This is a genomic window from Nitrospirota bacterium (assembly GCA_035516965.1).
GTDB lineage: Bacteria > Nitrospirota > UBA9217 > UBA9217 > UBA9217 > MHEA01.
In genome coordinates, this window is sequence record DATIZR010000057.1 from 1 (window position 1) to 20,208 (window position 20,208).

General features: G+C 56.6%; 20 protein-coding genes. 11 read left to right on the top strand and 9 right to left on the bottom strand.

What is annotated here, in order from left to right:
• Window positions 1–930 precede the first annotated feature (930 nt).
• From VL197_08495 to VL197_08505, 3 genes are all read left to right on the top strand, one after another.
• Window positions 931–1,827 (top strand): LysR family transcriptional regulator, encoded by an 897-nt coding sequence (locus tag VL197_08495; protein ID HUJ18019.1) that lies wholly within the window; start codon window positions 931–933, stop codon window positions 1,825–1,827.
• Between the two features lie 625 nt (window positions 1,828–2,452).
• Window positions 2,453–2,653 (top strand): cold-shock protein, encoded by a 201-nt coding sequence (locus VL197_08500; protein HUJ18020.1) that lies wholly within the window; start codon window positions 2,453–2,455, stop codon window positions 2,651–2,653.
• Between the two features lie 167 nt (window positions 2,654–2,820).
• Window positions 2,821–3,201 carry a hypothetical protein gene (locus tag VL197_08505; protein ID HUJ18021.1) on the top strand — a complete coding sequence of 127 codons (381 nt, stop codon included), beginning with the start codon at window positions 2,821–2,823 and terminating at the stop codon, window positions 3,199–3,201.
• Window positions 3,202–3,348: 147 nt separating this feature from the next.
• Here the strand turns inward: VL197_08505 and VL197_08510 are convergent, their stop codons facing one another.
• Entirely contained in the window at window positions 3,349–3,636 is a 288-nt protein-coding gene (locus tag VL197_08510) for an HU family DNA-binding protein (GenBank protein HUJ18022.1), read from the bottom strand.
• A 179-nt stretch (window positions 3,637–3,815) separates the two neighbouring features.
• The gene (locus VL197_08515; GenBank protein HUJ18023.1) at window positions 3,816–3,968 is read right to left on the bottom strand and encodes a hypothetical protein; all 153 of its coding nucleotides are present in this window, start codon (window positions 3,966–3,968) and stop codon (window positions 3,816–3,818) included.
• Between the two features lie 272 nt (window positions 3,969–4,240).
• Between VL197_08515 and VL197_08520 the strand changes: the two genes are divergently transcribed.
• Window positions 4,241–5,728, top strand: a complete 1,488-nt coding sequence (locus tag VL197_08520; GenBank protein ID HUJ18024.1) for an RNB domain-containing ribonuclease — start codon at window positions 4,241–4,243, stop codon at window positions 5,726–5,728.
• A 284-nt stretch (window positions 5,729–6,012) separates the two neighbouring features.
• On the opposite strand, the gene VL197_08525 is transcribed toward VL197_08520, so the two are convergent.
• Complete coding sequence (locus VL197_08525; GenBank protein HUJ18025.1) at window positions 6,013–6,423, bottom strand: hypothetical protein; 411 nt, start codon at window positions 6,421–6,423, stop codon at window positions 6,013–6,015.
• A gap of 592 nt (window positions 6,424–7,015) precedes the next feature.
• Between VL197_08525 and bfr the strand changes: the two genes are divergently transcribed.
• Complete coding sequence (gene bfr, locus VL197_08530) at window positions 7,016–7,486, top strand: bacterioferritin (GenBank protein ID HUJ18026.1); 471 nt, start codon at window positions 7,016–7,018, stop codon at window positions 7,484–7,486.
• A gap of 337 nt (window positions 7,487–7,823) precedes the next feature.
• Here the strand turns inward: bfr and VL197_08535 are convergent, their stop codons facing one another.
• Complete coding sequence (locus tag VL197_08535) at window positions 7,824–8,708, bottom strand: hypothetical protein (protein ID HUJ18027.1); 885 nt, start codon at window positions 8,706–8,708, stop codon at window positions 7,824–7,826.
• A 327-nt stretch (window positions 8,709–9,035) separates the two neighbouring features.
• On the opposite strand from VL197_08535, the gene hrpB reads away from it, so the two are divergent.
• On the top strand, window positions 9,036–11,558 hold the full coding sequence (hrpB, locus tag VL197_08540; GenBank protein ID HUJ18028.1) for an ATP-dependent helicase HrpB: 2,523 nt from the start codon (window positions 9,036–9,038) through the stop codon (window positions 11,556–11,558).
• A 55-nt stretch (window positions 11,559–11,613) separates the two neighbouring features.
• Here hrpB and VL197_08545 read toward each other — a convergent pair whose 3' ends face one another.
• Complete coding sequence (locus VL197_08545) at window positions 11,614–11,841, bottom strand: hypothetical protein (GenBank protein ID HUJ18029.1); 228 nt, start codon at window positions 11,839–11,841, stop codon at window positions 11,614–11,616.
• A 398-nt stretch (window positions 11,842–12,239) separates the two neighbouring features.
• Between VL197_08545 and VL197_08550 the strand changes: the two genes are divergently transcribed.
• Window positions 12,240–12,698: a thioredoxin domain-containing protein gene (locus tag VL197_08550; protein HUJ18030.1), complete on the top strand. Its 459-nt coding sequence runs from the start codon at window positions 12,240–12,242 to the stop codon at window positions 12,696–12,698.
• Between the two features lie 388 nt (window positions 12,699–13,086).
• On the opposite strand, the gene VL197_08555 is transcribed toward VL197_08550, so the two are convergent.
• Window positions 13,087–13,665, bottom strand: coding sequence for a flavin reductase family protein (locus VL197_08555; protein ID HUJ18031.1), 579 nt, complete (start codon window positions 13,663–13,665; stop codon window positions 13,087–13,089).
• A gap of 226 nt (window positions 13,666–13,891) precedes the next feature.
• Between VL197_08555 and VL197_08560 the strand changes: the two genes are divergently transcribed.
• Together VL197_08560 and VL197_08565 are read left to right on the top strand one after the other, a co-directional pair.
• The gene (locus VL197_08560; GenBank protein ID HUJ18032.1) at window positions 13,892–14,443 is read left to right on the top strand and encodes a hypothetical protein; all 552 of its coding nucleotides are present in this window, start codon (window positions 13,892–13,894) and stop codon (window positions 14,441–14,443) included.
• A 16-nt stretch (window positions 14,444–14,459) separates the two neighbouring features.
• Window positions 14,460–14,918: a YhcH/YjgK/YiaL family protein gene (locus VL197_08565; protein ID HUJ18033.1), complete on the top strand. Its 459-nt coding sequence runs from the start codon at window positions 14,460–14,462 to the stop codon at window positions 14,916–14,918.
• Window positions 14,919–15,238: 320 nt separating this feature from the next.
• On the opposite strand, the gene VL197_08570 is transcribed toward VL197_08565, so the two are convergent.
• Together VL197_08570 and thrC are read right to left on the bottom strand one after the other, a co-directional pair.
• Window positions 15,239–16,447, bottom strand: a complete 1,209-nt coding sequence (locus tag VL197_08570) for an aminotransferase class I/II-fold pyridoxal phosphate-dependent enzyme (GenBank protein HUJ18034.1) — start codon at window positions 16,445–16,447, stop codon at window positions 15,239–15,241.
• The gene (gene thrC, locus VL197_08575) at window positions 16,440–17,786 is read right to left on the bottom strand and encodes a threonine synthase (GenBank protein ID HUJ18035.1); all 1,347 of its coding nucleotides are present in this window, start codon (window positions 17,784–17,786) and stop codon (window positions 16,440–16,442) included. Before thrC ends, VL197_08570 begins: the two co-directional genes overlap by 8 nt.
• Before the next feature lie 301 nt (window positions 17,787–18,087).
• On the opposite strand from thrC, the gene VL197_08580 reads away from it, so the two are divergent.
• Window positions 18,088–19,056, top strand: a complete 969-nt coding sequence (locus tag VL197_08580) for an aldo/keto reductase (protein HUJ18036.1) — start codon at window positions 18,088–18,090, stop codon at window positions 19,054–19,056.
• Between the two features lie 79 nt (window positions 19,057–19,135).
• On the opposite strand, the gene VL197_08585 is transcribed toward VL197_08580, so the two are convergent.
• Window positions 19,136–19,672, bottom strand: coding sequence for a hypothetical protein (locus tag VL197_08585; GenBank protein HUJ18037.1), 537 nt, complete (start codon window positions 19,670–19,672; stop codon window positions 19,136–19,138).
• Window positions 19,673–20,086: 414 nt separating this feature from the next.
• Between VL197_08585 and VL197_08590 the strand changes: the two genes are divergently transcribed.
• A partial coding sequence (locus VL197_08590) for an SEC-C metal-binding domain-containing protein (GenBank protein HUJ18038.1) occupies window positions 20,087–20,208 on the top strand: 122 nt, incomplete at its 3' end.

Sequence of the window (20,208 nt, forward strand, 5' to 3'; positions counted from 1 at the left end):
GTATTCTTCAACAACTTGACGCTTGAACTCGGAACTGAACGACCTCTGTTTCTTCATGACAAGATCCTTTCTGCCCGTTCCAGGCCATGGATCCTGTCCGGTACTCTACCATATTTGTCCAAACGGTGGGGGTCAGTTCATGCAGTGGAGAAACATGGGTATCTTCAGAGAGAGATCGCGGACCATCTGGGGTTGAACTATGCGACCGTTAGCAGGTTAGTGGCTGCTCAAGAGCAAATATCAAATAACAAGACGTGACCCTATAGACTACTATAGACTATATAGACTAGAGTGCTGACTACAAACCCTTCGGCGAGGCGGCTTTCACGGTTGGTGCACAGATAGTGCAAAAATCGAGATTAATTGTTCATAATTGATTGTAGTAATAGACAAAATAACCGATTAACGGGGGTTCGAATCCCCTTGGGGACGCCAATTTTATGTTATAAATCATGTTATTAGCCGCTGGCGGCGCAGGTTCAAACTCTGCATCGTCATCATAAAAAACAAAGGGTTAGCATAAAATGCTAACCCTTTTCATTTTCTATCTCTATTGATGCTATGCGGCAATTGTGAGGCACCAGTAGATGCTTAGTCACAAAAAAAGCTTACTCGACGCTTCCCACTTCAATTGCATCAGTTCGAACAATGCGGGCAACCGCTATTGCATTTTATACAGAATGAACGACTGCAGGGAAGGTATGCTCCGCCTTTGTGCTCTCGATCACGTGATAGCTCATATGCATAGAGTACTCGGTCTCCCCAAATCTGCCAACTAGGTATGCTCGTCATTGTTACCTCCTTTGCAATTGAGAATGGTGAAGCTCATGCGTGATGTTTTCCCCATCCCTGACTCTTTATTAGTTATGGTAGCTACTGCCTTGACATACGTCCAATATATTGATAGTATCATTTCAATACCTTTTAAATATGGAACTACGACATCTCAAATACTTTGTTGCAGTGGCTGAGGAACTCCATTTTGGGAGGGCTGCCAAAAAGCTTAACATCGCACAGCCGCCTTTGAGTCAGCAGATCATGAACCTGGAGGAAGAACTTGGGATAAAGCTTTTTGACAGGTCGAGGCGAAACATACAGATGACCACTGCCGGCAGTCATTTTCTTAAAGAGGCCAGGCAGGTCCTTTTACATGTTGAACATGCTGCTGAAACTGCCAGAAGGATTTACGGCGGAAAGGCTGGACGTCTGGTAGTAGGGTTTGTGGGATCCGTGATCCATACTTTTTTGCCTGATGGGATACGATTATTCCACGAACGCTTCCCGGACGTAGAGCTGGAACTGCATGAGATAAATACCGCAGAACAGGTAGCATCGCTTCATGCGAAACGCATTGATGTCGGATTTTTCTATACGAGCGCTCACGACCCCGTGCTTGCATCCAAAACGCTCACGGTAGCGCCTTTGCTGGCGGTATTGCACAACAAACACCCTCTTTCTGGCCGTAGATCGGTGCATATCAAGCAGCTGGCTCACGAGCCCTTCATCGCAAACACGCGCTCCTCGGAGCCGGTTGTCCGTGACGCCTTTATCAGCCTGTGTCATTCTGCCGGGTTCAGTCCGAAAATAGCGCAAGAGGCAGGGCAGGTACAGACAGTGTTAGGCCTCGTAGCTTCCGGAATGGGAGCCTGCCTCCTCCCCGATTTTATAAAAAATATCAGACGGCCGGGAGTGCAGTATATACCCTTGTCAGGATCGCCCCCGGAGGTAAAACTTGCCGTTGTCTGGCGCAGCGATAATGCTTCTATCCTTGTAAAATCATTTATAAATGTAATTGAGTCTTACTCGTATTTCGACTGGGAGCGATGAACACTGCTTTCCTATGATCCGCACGCCGGATGAAATGAGGGTTTTGAAACAGGCGACGGAGAGATGCTCCGCAATGGAGCGGAGGTTTGACGGTACTCAACGAGAGCTTCGAGCCACCGGGGTCGGCGCATTTTTTCCTGACACGTCGTGGCGGCACGGTTCAAAGGCGGCGTTCTGCACGTTTCAAGAGGTAATTCACATATGAGGTAATTCACATATAATGACGAGTGCGTCAAGGCGACCTGGCAGGTATGGTTGACGAATTCCAGGATGTTGTGCAGCCCCGTATGAGGTAGATATCGGAATTGGGTGAAAAAATCCGGAAAATGATTCTCTCGGAGGTTATATTAACAGCAAGAAAAAGCAAAAAAGGAGGGGACGGTAAATTGTACATTCTTTTGCCGCAATCTTGTGTAGCTCCTTCTCCGGGATTGCGCGCTCCGTAGCCTTATAATAAAGATAACCCTGCAAAGATAATCCTTGACATTCCAGCGTAGAAGTGGCATTATACGTTTCAGAAGTTCCGGATGTTCTTGTAGGGAAACCGCAAAGACAGATCGACTTTGCGGCATTTTTTTTATGTCCTTTTCCGTCGCTTCAATTCACAAGAAGGAGGTAGCTCATCATGGAGACAGGTACCGTAAAGTGGTTCAATGATTCCAAGGGTTTTGGATTCATTACCCGTGAAAAGGGCGGCGATGTGTTCGTTCATTTCGGCGACATTCAGGACAGCGGCTTCAAGTCGTTAGCTGAAGGCCAGTCAGTGCAGTTCGACGTTGTCGACTCGCCCAAGGGCCCCAAAGCAGCCAACGTTGTAAAGCTCTAAGCGATCTGACGCTTAAACCATTGCAGGCCCTGATCATTCAGGGCCTGTTTTTATTTCTCTTGCTGCTCTCCCTTTTGCTTCGTACCGTGCGATCGCGGAGAAAATCAGGGTTCGGTCCACGTCTTTGAGGCTCTTGTCCTTTTCTATGACAAGGCTGAAGGAGAAATATGCGGCAACGACAGAGTTATAAAGAAAAGCTGGAACTGGAGAAGGCCGCCCTTGTCGCCGCTGGCCTTGTGTCGGAGCGCCATGCCGGGGTTACGAGCATAGAATTTCGCATGACCTATTACAAGCGTGGTCAAGATGCGGTCTTAATGACACGCACGCTCAGTTTCTCGCCCGCTGATTATGCCGGTTTTCACATGAAATGCATGGAGGACGGGTGCGCGAACGGCGGTTATGATCTGGCCCCCGTCGTCGCAGGCCTGACCAAATCCCGCAAGAAGTCGATCAAGGGAAAGATATTTTGCCACGGTACGAACCATACTCTTGGACACGCCAGCATCGCCTACGAAGTCAATATCCAGTACAGCAAACAGGCTAAATAGAACCCCCCGCTGCGGGTGGGGCTTCCCAAGAACACCAATCCGCGCCCCGTTGTCTCAACAGCACGTTCAGAACCATCTTCCTCTCCACCGTTCTTGTCAAAAAAAGCCCACTCACGCTCTGAGTGGGCATGCACGTACAGCCGATCTCTACTTCGCGCCGAGGATCGCGTCTTTGGCTGCTTTGGCAACCCGGAACTTGACGACCTTCTTTGCCTTTATCTTGATTGTCTCACCGGTCGCAGGATTCCTGCCCAGACGGGCCTTGCGCTGTACGAGCACCAGCTTGCCGAGCCCGGGCAACGTGAAACTGTTCTTTGCCTCCTTGTAAGCGACCTGCGCGATAAAATCCAATATCTCGGCGGCCCCTTTCTTGGTAAGCGATGCTTGCTCCGCGACCTTTGCCACCAACTGCGATTTCGTCATTGGTTTTGCCATGTCCACCCCCTCCGCCAGATAGGATTGATTTTCATGCTGCAGCCCTGAGCCCAGAAAAGATTACTTCTTCTTGCTTTTCGGTTTTTTTACTTCCTTCTTTGCGCCTTGCCGTGAAGCGGCCATGTATCATCACCTCCCTTTTCATCGTCGTTGCCTGCCTTTCCATGAGCCGCCGTTAGTTAATTGCCTTCTCCCCCTTCGGACGGCCCGCCCGGACCCTCTGCTGGCTTAACTGCATTTTTGTCAAGTTTGCGCTGCCTTTTTTCTTCGGTCTTTTTTTTCTTAGCAAGCTCCTTCTGACGTTTCTGAAAATTGAAGTTCGGTTTCGCCATAGGTTGACTCCTTAATAAAAATTTTATGAGCTGGGTTACGCCCCGGGCCAGGCCGTGATTCGCAGCGTCGGGAACTGTATCACTATACAATGATAAGCGCCGGATGTATAGACATATATTCTTGTGATCTATTTCAGCCCAAGCCGAACGCCGGCAAGCGGAAAGCCTTAAACATCAGGTCTCCAAGATGCGCCCGTTATTGCCGGCAGTCACGTTCACATTTCTGCATATTGCACTTGCCTGCAATGTCCTATATACTAGGCTTGTTCTCCATGACAAACTCGAGCGACAAACAAAACCGAGCTCTCCTGCAAAGGATCGCGCGCCGGGCGATGGTCGAGCGGGGGTTGCTTCCGGACTTTTCCTCCCAGGCGCTTGCCGAGCTCGACGAGCTTCGCGGGCCTGCGGCGCAAACGGATAAGACAACGCGCGATCTGCGGCATCTGCTCTGGTGTTCCATCGATAATGATGACTCGCGCGATCTGGACCAGTTGACCGTTGCAGAGGTCCTGCCTGACAAGAGCGTGAGGGTCCTTGTTGCAGTCGCCGATGTGGACTCTCTGGTCAGAAAGGACTCGGCGATCGACGAGCACGCGCGCCGGAATACCACGTCGGTCTATACTGCTGCCAGGATCTTTCCCATGCTGCCGGAAAAGCTTTCGACGGACCTTACGTCCCTCAACTACGCCTCGGAGCGGCATGCATTGATCATTGAACTGGTTGTGGGGGAGGAGGGAGCACTGCTGCGTTCCGATGTGTATGGAGCGCTTGTCTGGAATCGCGCAAAACTGGCCTACGACAGTGTTGCCGCCTGGCTTGAAGGCGCAGGCGCGATCCCGCCGGAGATACCTGCAGTCCCCGGCCTTGAGGAAAACCTCCGGCTCCAGGACCGCATCGCCCAGCGGCTGAAGACGCTCAGGCATGAGCACGGCGCGCTCACCCTTGAGACCGTGGAAGCGCGGCTGGTGTTCGATGCCGACGAAGTGAAGGACCTCCAGGCCGTAGGTCATAACAGGGCCAAGGACATAATCGAGGACCTCATGATCGCGGCAAACGGCGTGACGGCGCGCTTTCTCTCCGACAGGGGTCTGCCGTCGTTCCGGCGCGTGGTACGCACGCCGAAGCGGTGGGACCGGATCAGGGAGCTTGCCTTGGACCATGGCAAAGCGCTTCCCGCGGAGCCTGACGCGAGATCTCTTGAGGCGTTCCTCACCGAGGCGCAAGCGGTTGACCCGCTCCGGTTTCCCGATCTTTCCCTCGCAGTCATCAAACTGCTCGGCGCGGGTGAATACGTGCTCGAGGTGCCGGGTGGCGGTACAGGCGGCCACTTCGGACTCGCCGTTCAGGATTATTCCCATTCCACGGCCCCGAACCGCCGGTATCCGGACCTGATCACGCAACGCCTGCTGAAGGCGGCCATCTCCGGACAGCGGATGCCGTACGAGAACGGAGAGCTGTCGGAACTGGCAAAGCACTGCACGGAAAAAGAGGATGCGGCAAAGAAGGTCGAAAGACAGGTCAGAAAATCCGCAGCGGCAATGCTGCTGGAACACAGGCTCGGTGAGCAGTTCGATGCATTTGTCACGGGCGCAGCGGAAAAAGGCACCTGGGTCCGTCTTCTCTCTCCACCCATTGAAGGAAGACTGACGACCGGCTTTGAAGGCGTCGACGTGGGCCAGCGGGTCCGCGTCCAGCTGATGCGCACGGACGTGGAGCGGGGCTATATCGACTTCAGGAGGGTCGGGGAAGGGAAGACATAGGATCGAAAGAAGCAAGCTGTCAGACCGGTACGGTGTGATGCCACCATGGTATCAAGAGGATGCTCGACCGAGAAACGACTTCCCGCCGGGACTAAGGAGTTGATGTGTGACCATGCCAAGGTGCTGAGACGTGAGCCCTCCTGGAGAAAATGGAGGACGCATTGATTTCGCGCTGACAGTTCAGCAGACTGAACCCTCTCCCCAACAACCCGCTCATTGACTGATTCGTCTACCTGCCTCGATCATCAGCATGCAGTGATATACCGATACGATCAGAAGCGCGTTTACTGATTAGTCGATGCCATCAGCCGGGCCTTGTCCTTGAACAGCATATCGCATTTATTGGCATAGAGCTTTACCACGATGCCCTTGCCGAACGTTTGGTGATTGACGACGTCGCCCACGCTATATTTCGCTGCCATGCTGTAATCACGCTCTTTCCCTTTTGCCTCTGCAAGGCCGGCCTCCCAGATGACCTCTGTTTTCACTACCTCTCCGGCGCCCTTTTTCGCTCTCGGCTTCGAGACTTTTTTAGCGTCATGGGGGTTCCGAAACTTATGAGCACCACCGCAGGTCTTACATCGCACTTTCGCGATCACCTCTCCGCTCATTGCCATAATGGTATGATCAAGATTCAACCTGCACTTCGTGCAGTAGGACTCAATGTTTTTTCCTACGGAATTTTTTTCCAGCATAAGGCCTCCTCATTACCTAAAAAAATATTAGTATTGTTCATTTCATATTGAACGCCAGTCCCGTGAATCTGCCCGAAGAGTGTATTGAATTCGGTGAGTGGCTGAATCTGCGCTTCACTTTGATCTTCTAATGATACACTTTCCCGGGCAGAAAAGCTTTAACTCTTTTTTGAATATTGAACGGCTGAATTCTGTTTATTCACGACAAAACTCTCGCCGCGATAACGTCCACGAGGCCTTTACAAGGGCCGATCTCTGTCCTGTCGGGAGTTGGTGGAGGTTCGTGTTCATGGATACGAGAAATCCCCTGATCCAACCTCATGATCCATAGTGATATCATCAAATGTTCCTTTCCTGTGCCAGGTCGCTGCTCCGTCCGGGAAAGCGTCCTTGCTCATCGTAAGAGTCTGTCAACGGCTTCGGGAGAATGTCTCGAAAGGACACGATCGGCATGGGTTATGGTATAATGACAGTGTCGATCCTTTTATGCGGGTTCTCCGCAGGCTCAAGCGTTCACTTTTAATTGGCAGATACATTCCGGAAATGGGGATGTGGATACTTTTGTTATCATTTGAAAAGGGGGTATGCAAAAATGAAGGGAGATCCGAAGCTTATCGAGACGTTGAATTCGCTCCTTGCCGATGAACTGACGGCGATCAACCAGTACATGGTGCATTCCGAAATGTGCGCCAACTGGGGGTATGGCAAACTGCATGAACACTTCGAAAAGCGGTCCATCACGGAGATGAAGCATGCTGAAAAGCTCATCGGAAGGATCATATTTCTCGAAGGCATGCCGGTCGTGTCCACGCTGAAGCAGATTCACATCGGCAGCGATGTGACGAAGCAGCTGGATTACGACCACGCCGCGGAAGAGGGTGCCATCAAAGCCTACAATGCGGCGATACGACAGGCGGGAGAGGTGAATGATTTTGCGACGCGGGAGGTGCTCGAACATATTCTCACCGATGAGGACCAGCACATCGACGGGATTGAAGAGCTTCAAGACCAGATTTCGCACATGACGCTTCCCATCTTCTTGGCGACCCAGGTAGGGGGGTGATGGGCCGTTATTTCCGGAACGGATATTGTATGATAGGAAGTTTCTCTTCTGAAGGCAATTCATCAGTATGCCTGCCGATGCGTGCAGAATGCCACTTGCCGCTTTCACGGTGAGAAGAGTGACTCAAATCCCCCTGGAGACGCCCATAAAAAAGGAGCTGCGATTAGGCAGCTCCTTTTCTTTGCCCAAGTCCAGTCTGTTGGCGTAACAGGAGCTTTTCCCCATGCCCGGGCCTTGGTCTCCCTGCCGTTCGACGGGATGAGAGTGGGTACAGATGCTGGCTTCAGCCGCATATTCCTCAGAGCGCATGCTCACCAAGCAATACCCGGACCCTCACTTATTTTTCTCCGGCGATGACCCGCAGCTTGTCCTCGATGGCGGACGGCGCGCCGGAGATCTTCATGAACGTCCCCATCGTGAGATCCGGAAAATCGAGGGCGATGCGGAATTTGCCGTGGAGCATGTACACAGCTCCGTTGGAAACAACGAGTTCATAGGGGAGATGGGGTGTGTTCTTCAACTCGCCCTTGTCGATGACCTTCATGATCGCGGCATCGGCGCCGTCGCCTCCGGCAATGGCAACTCCGATGACCGCCTCTTTCTTACCCGGCACATCTACCCGGTACACCTTCGATGATCCGCCTTTCCCGGCCGCAAGTGCCGTTTCAACGGCTGCGAGCGCCTGGTCCTGCGAGGGATATGCGGCGAGCTGTATCGGGTCGTCGAAATAAGGCATCATGGCCATATAGTGGTACTTGCGGAGTTTGGCCGCAGTCATGCCCTCTTCGGACCCGAACTCGGCGGTTTTGTTGATGGCCTGTCCGAGCGTCGCGGCTACCAGGTCGAGTCCATCCTGCATGCGGTACGCTGCAGCGTAGTACCTTGGGTTTGTGGCTGCCACCTGGATCTCCTTCCCGGTATCGGTGACCGTCACGCGCAGGATCGCGCCGTAAGCACCGAAGTCTGATCTGGCCGCGACGGATTTCAGGGCGTCGCTCGTGATTGCCAGAACATGGGCCCCCTTGTATGGCTCGTACTCGCCGACGATCTGGAAACCCTTCTGGGTGAGCCCGGCCTTTACCTCCGGCAGCTTTGCCTCGATGCTTCCCGCCCCCCGGTACCCGAGGAAATAGGGCTTCAAAGCCTGGTCCGCGGCAGGCGCGGAGGTTACTAAGAACAGCGACACGATGAGAGACGAAACGATGATTGACTTGTGCAGCATAGTGTTCCTCCTTTTGGATCAGGATGTGCGAGCATAACACAGGGGGTGTATGCGGTCAAGGAATAATGCAACAACGCAACAATGGGGATGATGACCGTCACCATTTGCCAGCATCACGTCAACGCTTCGCAAAATCCGGACGTTTCTCCCTGGAGTTGGCTGCGTGGATTCGGCGGTCAGCCAGAATCGTTGTACTGGCGTATCAGCACTGTGCATTGACGGACGCGACGTGTGGGCTTATACTTGATCTGAATTCGGAGCCCATTGCCGATGCTATAATCGTTAGTCCGCATCGCCGCGCGCGGAAGGGTAAATACACGCTCAGTCATGACATCCTATCCCATTGAAGGCGTCCTGCCCAAGCTGAAAGAGGCTTTTTTAACAAACCACTCGGTGGTTCTCCATGCGCCTCCCGGCGCGGGAAAGACGACACGCGTTCCGCTCGCACTGCTCGACATGCTGCCGTCCGCGCAGCGCCGGATCGTCATGCTCGAGCCGCGCAGGATAGCCGCTGTATCGGCGGCGCGATGGATGGCGCAGTCGCTGCAGGAACAGGCGGGCGGGACCGTCGGTTACCGAATCCGGTTCGATTCGAGGGTGTCCGCGGGAACACGCATCGAGGTCGTCACCGAGGGCATTCTCACCCGCCGCATTCAGGCCGACCCGGGGCTCGACGGGGTCGGCCTGGTCATCTTCGACGAATTCCATGAACGCAGCATCCATGCCGATCTTGCCCTCGCGCTCTGTCTTGACGTTCGCAGGCAGCTCCGGCCGGACCTCAGGATACTGGTCATGTCTGCAACGATTGAGCAGGGGCAGATAGCCGCGCTGCTGGGGAATGCGGCAGTGATTACGTCCGCGGGAAGGGCCTTTCCCGTGGAGGAACGATATGTCGAGCCCCGGCATGCCCCGCTTCCGGAACAGATGGCCGCGGTCGTCGGAACAGCGATCCGCGAGACCCACGGCGATATCCTTGCCTTCTTCCCCGGCGCGGGCGAGATCCGGGCGTGCGCAAAGAGCCTGCAGGGATCATTGGACATGGCCGAGGAGCGTCTTTCGCTCCATCCCCTGTATGGCGATCTTCCTTTCGAGGAGCAGGAACGGGCGATTCTTCCGGCAAAGGACCATCGGAAGATCGTACTTGCCACGAATATCGCCGAGACGAGCCTCACGATCGAGGGTGTGCATGTGGTGATCGACTCCGGCCTGACGCGCAGGCTTCGTTATGATCCGTCCACGGGCATGAACCGGCTCGTGACGGTCACGGTGTCGAGGGCATCGGCCGAGCAGCGCAAGGGGAGGGCGGGCAGGCTCGGCCCCGGTTTCTGCTACCGCCTGTACAGCAGGTACGATCTGCAGGGCCTGCCGTCTTTCGCACCTGCGGAGATCCTCGAATCCGACCTCGCATCGCTCGTGCTGGAACTCGCCGCGTGGGGCGTCGTTGACCCGGCGGCACTGTCCTGGATAGATCCGCCGCCGCAGGCCGCGTGGAACGCCGGGCGTCAGATGCTTCGCTCTCTCGGAGCACTCGATCCTTCGGGCGCGATTACCGCGGTAGGCAGGGAAATGGCGCGCCTCCCGCTCCATCCGAGACTGTCACGCATGATGCTGCGTTCGAGCGAACTCGGTCGTTCGGCGCTGGGAGCGGACATGGCCGCCATACTGTCCGAGCGGGACCTGTTTCGGCAGGAGCAGGACCGCGGGAAAAAGGACCCCGACATGGCGGAGCGCGTGCATGTTCTCGGGATGTGGCGGCAGGGAAGAGAAGGGGGCGCAAACGCGGACCCGTCGGCCCTGCGCGCCGTGGACAGAGCTGCGAAGCAGATCCTGCGGCTGGTCACAGGCGGCCGGACGGGCTCCGACGGGGGCCATGACCAGGACCTGATCTCCCGCCTGCTGCTCTCGGCTTTTCCGGACAGGGTCTGCAAGCGCCGTGATGAAAGCGCCGGCCACTATGTTCTCGAGCAGGGCAGGGGGGTTCGCATCTCGCAGGACAGCCATTTGATCAACAGTGCCTACCTGATTGCGGTCACCGTTGACGCGGGCGGGAAGGAGGAGGGAGCCATCCATATCGCCGCTCCGGTGAGCGTCGAGATAATCCGCAGCGAATGTGCGGGCGCGATCGAGTCCGTCCGCAAGGTGGAATGGGATGTCCGCGAAGGGCGGATAGCCTCTGCTCATGAAGAACGGCTCGGCGCCCTGCTCCTGTCCACGAGGTCCGTCGCCCCAGTCGAAGAGGAGGTGCTGGCCATCGTCTGCGACATCATCAGGACCACGCCGGGCATGCTGAACTTTTCGAATGAAGCGAGGCAGTTCCAGGCCAGGGTGGGCCTGATGCGGAGAGCATTCCCCGAGGAGACGTGGGGGGACCTGTCAGACCGTCATCTCCTGCCGAAACCGGAGGATTGGCTCCTGCCGTGGCTCGCCGGCATCCGCAGCGCCCAGGGCATCAGGGCGCTCGATGTCCTCCCCGCATTGAAAGCGGCGCTGTCATGGGAGCAGATGCGGCTGCTCGACGCGCGAGCTCCAGCAACGATCGTGGTCCCGAGCGGTTCCCGCATCAGGATCGACTATGCATCGGGCGAACAGCCGGTGCTGGCCGTGAAACTGCAGGAGCTGTTCGGACTTGCCGACACGCCGAGGGTCGCGGAGGGCAGGGTGAAGGTGCTTCTGCATCTGCTGTCGCCTGCGAGGAGGCCGGTGCAGGTAACCACCGACCTGAGGGGATTCTGGAACTTGGGGTACCCGCTGGTGAAGAAGGAACTCAAGGGCCGCTATCCGAAGCACCCTTGGCCCGACGACCCCTGGAATGCTTTACCAACGAGGCGCACAAAAAGGCGGGGACAATAAAAAAGAGGTACGGCAGCTTGCCGTACCTCCAGGTCAGTGTTCGTTGTACGCTGGGTCAGTCGGACCCGTTCTTCTGCAGAGTCAATGCCCTGTCGATATCTTCCTTCTCCGCAGCTCCCATGTTCACGAGGATCTCTCCCAACAACTGCCTGCTGAACTTCTGGTGCTCCAGGGCAAATTCAAGGTCCTGGAGCAGGATGCTGTTATTTGCCAACAGGAGAACACCGATTGGCAATTTTTCCGTGCTCATTCGAGCGGTCAGTTCTTGCGATCCTTCAATCATTGCATTGCCTCCTCCTGCATCTGCCTTCGTAATGGTTAAATTATAATACTTTTTTATTATAATGTCAATTTAATCAAGACTGCACTTAATAAATTGGTTAACATCGTTAACTCATTGAAAATATGTTAAGATAAAAAAATACGAGAGAGAAACGATTGCATACCCAGCATCTACGCAAGCGACCCGCCCCAGCCCCAGAGCCAGTCTTTCTGGACGACCTCCGTTAAGAATGATATGAGCATTTTCAGCTCATTCCAGGAAGGTATGAAGACATTCACAAAACGAAGAACAGTGATTGAAGCAGGACGAGAGTCCGATTGCCTTGCACTTGACTCCCGTGCCCGAATCCGATTATACTGGTGCAGCTGCCTGTCAGTCCATCCCGGAGCTCTTTGATCATGTCCAGTGATGCCGCTCTGATCCGATGCAATGCCTGCCTGGTCATGAACCGCGTTCCCCTTACGAGGTTAGCGAACAGGCCGCTTTGCGGGAACTGCAAGAAAGGCCTCGACATTCCGCGGGAGCCTGTCTGGGCAAAGGCAGAGAGCTTCGACCGTGCAATTGCCCACTGGCCCGAGACCGTGCTCGTCGTGTTCACGGCCGCCATGTGCATCCACTGCAAGATCATCGAACCCGTCATCAATGACCTGGCACGCGACCGTGCGGGAAAGCTGAAGGTCATGAAGGTGGATGTCGATACGGACGAATACCTGCCCCAGCGCTTCAAGATCACGAAAACGCCGACCATCCTTGTCTTTCGGAACGGCGTCGAACTCATCCGCGTCGACGGACCGCCAAAAAACAAAACGGACATCTCCCAATGGGTCGACAATCTCATCAATTTCAAAAGTTATTAGACACGCCGGTTGCGCTGATTCACCCTGATTGCGTCATGAATCATCACGATTCTTCATCCTGTTCAATCCGTCCTGCTTTGTGTCTGGTTTAAGGTTCCACCGCGGACCGTGGAATCAACGTGAGGAGCGGGGGCAAGGCAGGCCTCGTGCGATCGTTGCTGCCGTGCTGAGATATCAGAGCACGAAGAGGGGCTGAGCACGCAGGGATCGGATAGCGGCGCAAGCAAGACAGGCGGTCCGGAAATGCCCTGCCGCACATGCGAAGAGCATCGCTCGGATTGAGCCGCAGCTGCGTCTTTGGATAGCGTCAACATCTCCGGTCGACCTCGCCGGCGCCGGCTCAATCCTCTCACGCGGGTCGGTCGCCGGGTACGGTCGACGCGTTATATCACTGTTTTCGGAGCCGGTCCCGGTAAGCTGCGCCGTCCTTCCAGGCATTTCCTACATGCTCTCCCACGGACCAGAAGCGGTTGTCGGGCATGGTGAGAAGGAAGGGGTGCATCTTCTTCACATCCGGTTTGCCCTCGGACAGATAGCGCTCCTCGGAAAAGATGGTCACGATCTCTCCGATAAAGAACGCGTTGGAGGGGAGCTCGACGGTCTGCACCACCCGGCATTCGATGCTGACCGGACAGGCCTTGATCAATGGGGCCGCTTTGAGCTCTCCGTAGTATACTTCGAACAGGCCCGACTTGTCTTCACGCATGGCCGATACTATCCCGCAGTAATCGGTGACCTGGATCATGTCCACGGTAGGCACATTCACGCTGAACTCGCCCGTCTCCCGTATGGCCTGGTTTGTCGCATGTCCCTTGCCCACGCAGATGCCGAGCATGGCTGGTTCGAAATTGACACGGGTCAGCCAGTCAAGGGCCATGAAATTTACCTTGCCCTGCACGTGCGCGCCGAGGAGCGTTTGAGTCCAGGGCAGACAGAATGTGTTTTTGGGAAGGGTGATTTTGCTCATGAGTTCCTCCTGCTGGGCTTTCCAAGGGATTCGTCTGTGTTCGCGGCACGATACAACAAGGCACAGTTCAAGTATACCCCGGGACCGCATGCGCTGCAACGTCGCAGGGGAACAGGTCGGCGTATTCTCGCGTTAAAATATATATTGCTGATCAGGATTCTTTCGTCCCGGCAGGGAGCTTTCGTCTCCGGTTTGTTTCTGCGAAGGCTTGTGATACAATTGGTGCATGAACAAGGACAATGAACCGAAACAGGTCGAGCAGTCAGGCGCACTGGTGCCGGCCGCACAATTCAGGAGCATAACCGCCGCGGAATATCTGCACGAAGCCAGGGCCCGTCTCAAAAAGGACAAGCACAAGGCGGCATATGTTCTGCTGCAGGAGGCGGTCCTGAATTACCCTGATGACCCTTATCTCCTCTCCTACTACGGCTATCTTCAGGCCTCCGTGGATAGACGGTACCGGATCGGCATCGAAACATGCCTGAAAGCCATGACCATCATGAAGAAGCAGGACCTGTCCGGCGAAGAGATTCACTATCATGTGGCGTATTTGAATCTCGGGAGGGCATATGTCGCGGCGGGCAGGAAAAAAGAAGGGATCGATGCGTTCCGCAACGGGCTCAAGTATGATAACCGGAATGCTGATCTCTTGAAGGAAGTGAGGGCGCAGGGGATAAGGAAAAACCCCGTGCTCACGTTCCTGGACAGGTCGAATCCTATCAACAAGTATCTCGGGATGCTCCTGCATTCCGGCGGGAAGAAACAGAAGAAAAAATGATCTGTGTGACGACAGTATGATCGTTGCCGACCTCAAACACCTCGGGTCTCAGGTAGCGATGACGCCTCTCCTGAAACAGGCAATCGACTTTCTGCTCCGGCGGGACCTGCAGGGTCTTCCCGACGGCAGGGTTGACATCGACGGAGAGAGGGTTTTTGCCATTGTACAGCGCTATGAGACGGCCAGGACGGATGCCCCTCAATTCGAATACCATAAAAAATATATCGACGTCCAGTTCGTCGTATCGGGGCGGGAGATCATCGGCTGGACTCCCGCGGAGCGAATCGCGGTCACGGCCCCCTATGAAGCGGAGAAGGACATCGCCTTCGGCACCGTGCCACAGGGGGAATGGAGCCCTGTCCTGGTCACAGCGGGACAAGCGGCCGTGTTCTGGCCCGAGGACGGCCACGCGCCGAGGCTGGCAGCCGATGCCAGTTCTGCCGTACGGAAGATCGTGGTTAAGGTCGCATCGTAACGCAAAGGGCATGAAACGCGCTTGTATGCGGGGCGCAGCTGCTGCGATCCCGGTCCCGTTCGGAGAGACATGCCCGGCACCGCCGGGTCCTGCGACAAGGACGGCGGGAGGGAAAGAAGTAATTCGGCTGTCATCTATTTCACGAGTGCTGCCATCCCGGACATCAGTACAGGGAACCTCTAGCGCCGGCCGGGCCCGCGTGCATGGTTGAAAAGAAAAGGCCCGCGTCCCCCCCTGGTGCGGGGAGCAGGCCCTTCGTACGTTCCTGGATCATCCTCCGATCGCCGGCAAGGGTTTTCCTCTCTCCCGGCGTTTGTTGATCAGATTTTCTCGAGCGCCTGTTTCAGATCGGCGATCAGATCGTCCACATCCTCCAGCCCCAGCGCCAGCCGGACCAAGTTGTCTTCCATGCCGATCTTCTTCCGATAGTCCTCGGGATAGTCGAAGAAGGACATCATCCACATCTGGGTGACCAGGCTCTCGCTGCCGCCCAGGCTCGGTGTGATCAGGAAGAGCTCAAGGGCGTCGATGAACTTCCGGGTCTTGGCGTCGTCGCCCCTCAGGAGGAAGGTGACCACGCTGCCGTAGCCCTTCATCTGCTCCTTCGCGATCCTGTGGTCCGGGTGGGATTCCAGGCCCGGGTACCATACCTTTTCGATCTTGGGGTGCGCCTCGAGCATGCGCGCCACGGCGAGCCCCGCCTCGTTATGGTGCTTCATCCTGAGTCCGAAGGTCTTGAGGCCGCGCTCCAGCAGGAAGCAGGTGAGCGGTCCGGGCGTGGCGCCGATCATGCGCTGCATGCGGTAGGCGTCGTTCATGAGTTTGTCCGAGCCAAGGGCCACGCCGGCCAGGAGGTCGTTGTGGCCGCCCAGGTACTTGGTGGCTGAGTGGATCACAACGTCCACGCCCATGTCCAGGGGCTTGATGTTGTAGGCCGTGGCGAGCGTGGCGTCGATGATGGTCATGACCTTGTGCTTCTTCGCGACCTTCACCACCGCATTGAGGTCCAGGCACCGGAGGTAGGGATTGGTCGGTGACTCCGTGAAGATGATGTTCGTGTTCGGCCTGATGGCCCTCTCGATGGCCTCGGCCGTCGGGTCCGCCATGGAGACCTGGATGCCGAACTCGGCCAGCAGGTTTGCGGCGAAGTCGCGCGTCTGGCGGTAGCAGTCGCTCGTGAAGATGATATGGCCGTCGCGCCGCATGAAGGTCATGATGGTCAGGATCACAGCGGCCATCCCGGAGGCGAACAGCACCGCCCGCTCGGCGCCCTCGACGGCGGCCAGTTTGCGCTCGCACTCGGTCTGCGTCGGGTTGCCGTAGCGGCCATACTCGTGCTCGCGGATCACCCTTCCCTCGCTCTTGGCCTTCATGAAGTCGTAGACTTCCTGGGTGTTGTTGAAATAGTAGTTCGACGTGTGCGCGATCGGCGTGGACACCGCGTAGTGCGCGTGGGCGACGCGGTCCAGACCGTGGATGCCCAGGGTTGCCGGCTTCCACCTCTTCGGGTCTGACGGTTTCTTAGACATGCTGTTCTCTCCTCTTCTTGAGCGCGTGCTGCAGCGCTTCCTTCACTGCCGATACGGTCGGCGGCAGCTCGATCGGTTTATTGGCATAGGTGCAGGGGAAGTCGAGCTTTTCCTCGTGGTACTGGACCTTGAAATCGGTGAACTTGAGCCCGTGGGCCGTTGATATGACGACGACCTTCTCGGCCCGGTCGATCTTTCCGGCCTTGAGGAGCTTGAGCATTGCGGCGAGGGCCACACCGGTATGGGGGCAGTTGAACATGCCCGTGCGGTCGCCCATGGCGGCCGCGTCGGCAAGCTCCTGCTCCGTTGCGTCCATCACGATGCCGTCGAACTGCTTGAGCGTCCGGATAGCCTTCTCGATGCTGACGGGGTTCCCGATCTGGATGGCGCTGGCAAGGGTCTTCTGGGCCTGCATCGGCTCGAAGCTCGCGAAGTTCTTCAGGTACGAGCGGTAGAGCGGGTTCGCCCGCTCCGCCTGGGCCACGACGATGCGCGGCAGCTTCGTGATCACGCCGAGGTCCCGCATCATCAGGAGCCCGGAGCCGAGGGCGGAGACGTTCCCCAGGTTGCCGCCGGGGATGATGATCACGTCCGGCACGTCCCAGTCGAACTGCTGGACGATCTCGATGCCCACGGTCTTCTGGCCCTCGATCCGGAGCGAGTTCATCGAGTTTGCCAGGTAGATGGTCTCGTCCTTGGTGATCTCCTGGACCACGCGCATGCAGCCGTCGAAATCGGTATCGAGGGAAAGCACCAGCGCGCCGTTGGCAATGGGTTGGACGAGCTGGGCGATCGAGATCTTGCCCCGCGGAAGGAGCACGATGGACTGGATGCCGGCCGCCGCGCAGTAGGTGGCCAGCGCCGCGGACGTGTCACCGGTCGATGCGCAGGCAACCGCCTGGATCGGCGCGCCTTCGCTGATCATCTGCTTCACCTGCGACACGAGCACGGTCATGCCCAGGTCCTTGAAGGAGCCGCTGTGGGAATTGCCGCAGAGCTTGAGCCAGAGGTTGTCCAGGCCTACCATCTTGCCGAAGCGCTCGGCCCAGAACAGGTTCGTGGCGCCCTCGTAGAGCGACACCACGTTCTCATCATGGATCTTCGGCAGGATCCATTCCTTCTTGCCCCAGACGCCGGACCCGTAGGGCCACTGGGTCGACTTGTAGCGGTCCTCGAACAGCTTCATCCAGGCTTTGGCGCCGCGGTGGGCCAGGGCCTGCATGTCGTGCTTCACCTCCAGCAGCGACTCGCAGTGGCTGCAGCGGTAGATGACCTTGTTGAGAGGATATTGTTCATTGCACTTCTCATTGATGCATTGAAACCACGCGTTGTAGGGCATGTTGACCTCGTTCATGTCCCGGACCGCTGATGGACGGTTCTGGGATTAGAGCACAGAGTATTGAAATCCTGGAACCCCGGCTCCTTAAGCATCGGAAACTATAGCATAGTGGAATGGCAAGAATCAATGCAAAACTGGTGTCATAGACGTCTCAGATGAGGAAAGAGACGACGACTTATGTATCACCCCGGCTATTCGGAAGCTCCCCACGGGGAATACCTGCTACAATAAAAAAAGACCAGGGCTGCTCACGCAGCGATCATCACCCCCAATTCGTATCATCGTGCAAGAGGTGCTTTCCATGCAGAAACGAAAACTCGGCAATTCCGACCTCATGATAACGCAGATAGGCTACGGGGCATGGGCCATCGGCGGTGCGGGGTGGCAGTTTGGATGGGGCCCCCAGGACGACGAGGACTCGGTCAAAGCCATCCTGCGCGCCCTGGAGCTGGGTGTGAGCTGGATCGACACGGCAGCGGTCTACGGCCTCGGCCACTCGGAAGAGATCGTGGCAAGGGCTATGACGGAATGGAAAGGGGCGCGGCCCTCTGTGTTCACGAAATGCGGACTGCGCTGGAACGCGCAGGGGCGGGTGTCCGGGTCGCTCGCGGCCGCATCGATCCGGCAGGAGTGCGAGGACAGCCTGCGGAGACTCCGGATGGAAGCCATCGATCTGTATCAGATCCACTGGCCGCCCGAGAACAACGGACCGGAACTGGAGCAGGGCTGGTCGACCCTGGCCGCGCTTCAGCTTGAGGGCAAGGTCCGGTGGATCGGCGTCTCGAACTTCGATGTCGAACAACTGAAGCGCGCGCAGACAATCGCGCCGGTCACCTCGCTCCAGCCGCCCTATTCACTCGTCCGCCGCGCTATTGAGGCGGACATCCTTCCGTTCTGCCGTGAGCAGGGAATCGGTGTCATCGTGTACGCGCCGATGTCCTCGGGACTCCTGACCGGCGCCATGACCCGGGAGCGCGCCGCGCAGCTTCCTGTTGACGATTGGAGGAGGAGTCATCCTGAATTCAACGAGCCCCGGCTGTCCCGGAACCTGGAGCTCGTCGAGCGGCTCCGGGCCGTTGGCAAGCGCCACGGCCGGACGCCCGGAGAGGTAGCCATAGCCTGGACGCTCAGACATCCGGCGGTCACGGCCGCGATCGTTGGCGCGCGCAGCGCGAAACAGGCAGAGGGCGTGATGCGCGCCGCCGGCCTGCATTTGTCCGAAAAAGACATGGCCGAGATCGAAGGGACCGTGCAGAAGCCGCGGGGATGAATGCCGCCCCGTCCGCTTATTCCCCCAGGCCCGGCAGGAGATCGGTCATGCGACGATGGGTCGCCTCCCCACGTCCCCGCTAATTCCTCGAACTGCTTTCATTGGACCCCGAGGATTCTATTGCACTCTCCACGTTGGGATCGAGCCTGATATATGATCTCACGGTTCCGTCTTTCAGGGTATAGGTGATCAGCATGATATCAGGAAAACCGAAGTCGAGCGGAAAATACAAAGGCCTCACCTCGAAGCCGATGGTACCGCCGCTGCCATCGGGGATCCGCCGTATTTGCGTTCCTATGACGCGGTGTGTGCTGCACCTGATAAATGACTCGGCCTCACTGAGCGCCTGCTTCGCGGGCACGCCCTTTTTTACCTTATAGGAAGTGTCGATATCGTAGATCTCGAGCGGATACTTGCTTCCCTCATCGACGAGAAGGGCTACATCCTTCACATCATTGGGATAGTGGCACCCGTACAGCAGAAGTGTGTATGTTCCGCCGATGTCCGCTGGATCGGCCGGCGTGCTCAACAGATGCAGGCCTGAGGCGCATGACTGCAACAGCACTGCAAGGAACAGCGTGAACGTCACGCGCACTATGCTATTTGGTCTTCTCATTGGTTTTTCTCCCGTTCATGCCGCATTTACGATCCGCCTTCCTTTTCGCCGCGAAGGATGAGAGTCGGATACTTTCCCTCATTCTCACGGGAAAATAAGCGAAGAGCGGTTCTGGTCCTTGATTAAGTATATTATAAATCATCCTTCCTCCGCAGGCTATGCGTAAAGGGACGGGCGAAATGTGATAATAATGTCGTAGCATCTTCACCGGTGTGTCCTCCCGGATGTTGTCAGGACCCTGGCCCGACTAAACCAATACCATGCCCGGGGAAGGGGCGGAAAAAATCGGCTTGACTCAAAAGGGGACTTGCGTGATAATCACGCCGTTCCGTGCTCCATGAATCCCGCGACTTGCAATCCCCCGGCTCCTGCCGGTGGGGGCTACATTAATCCCTACAAGAGGAGTTCTCTGAAATGGATCCTTGCCCCTGCGGTTCAAACGTTGATTACGGCTCCTGCTGCGGCCCCCTTATCTCGGGCGAGCAACGGGCGGCGACAGCCGAGCAGCTCATGCGCTCGCGGTACAGCGCCTACGT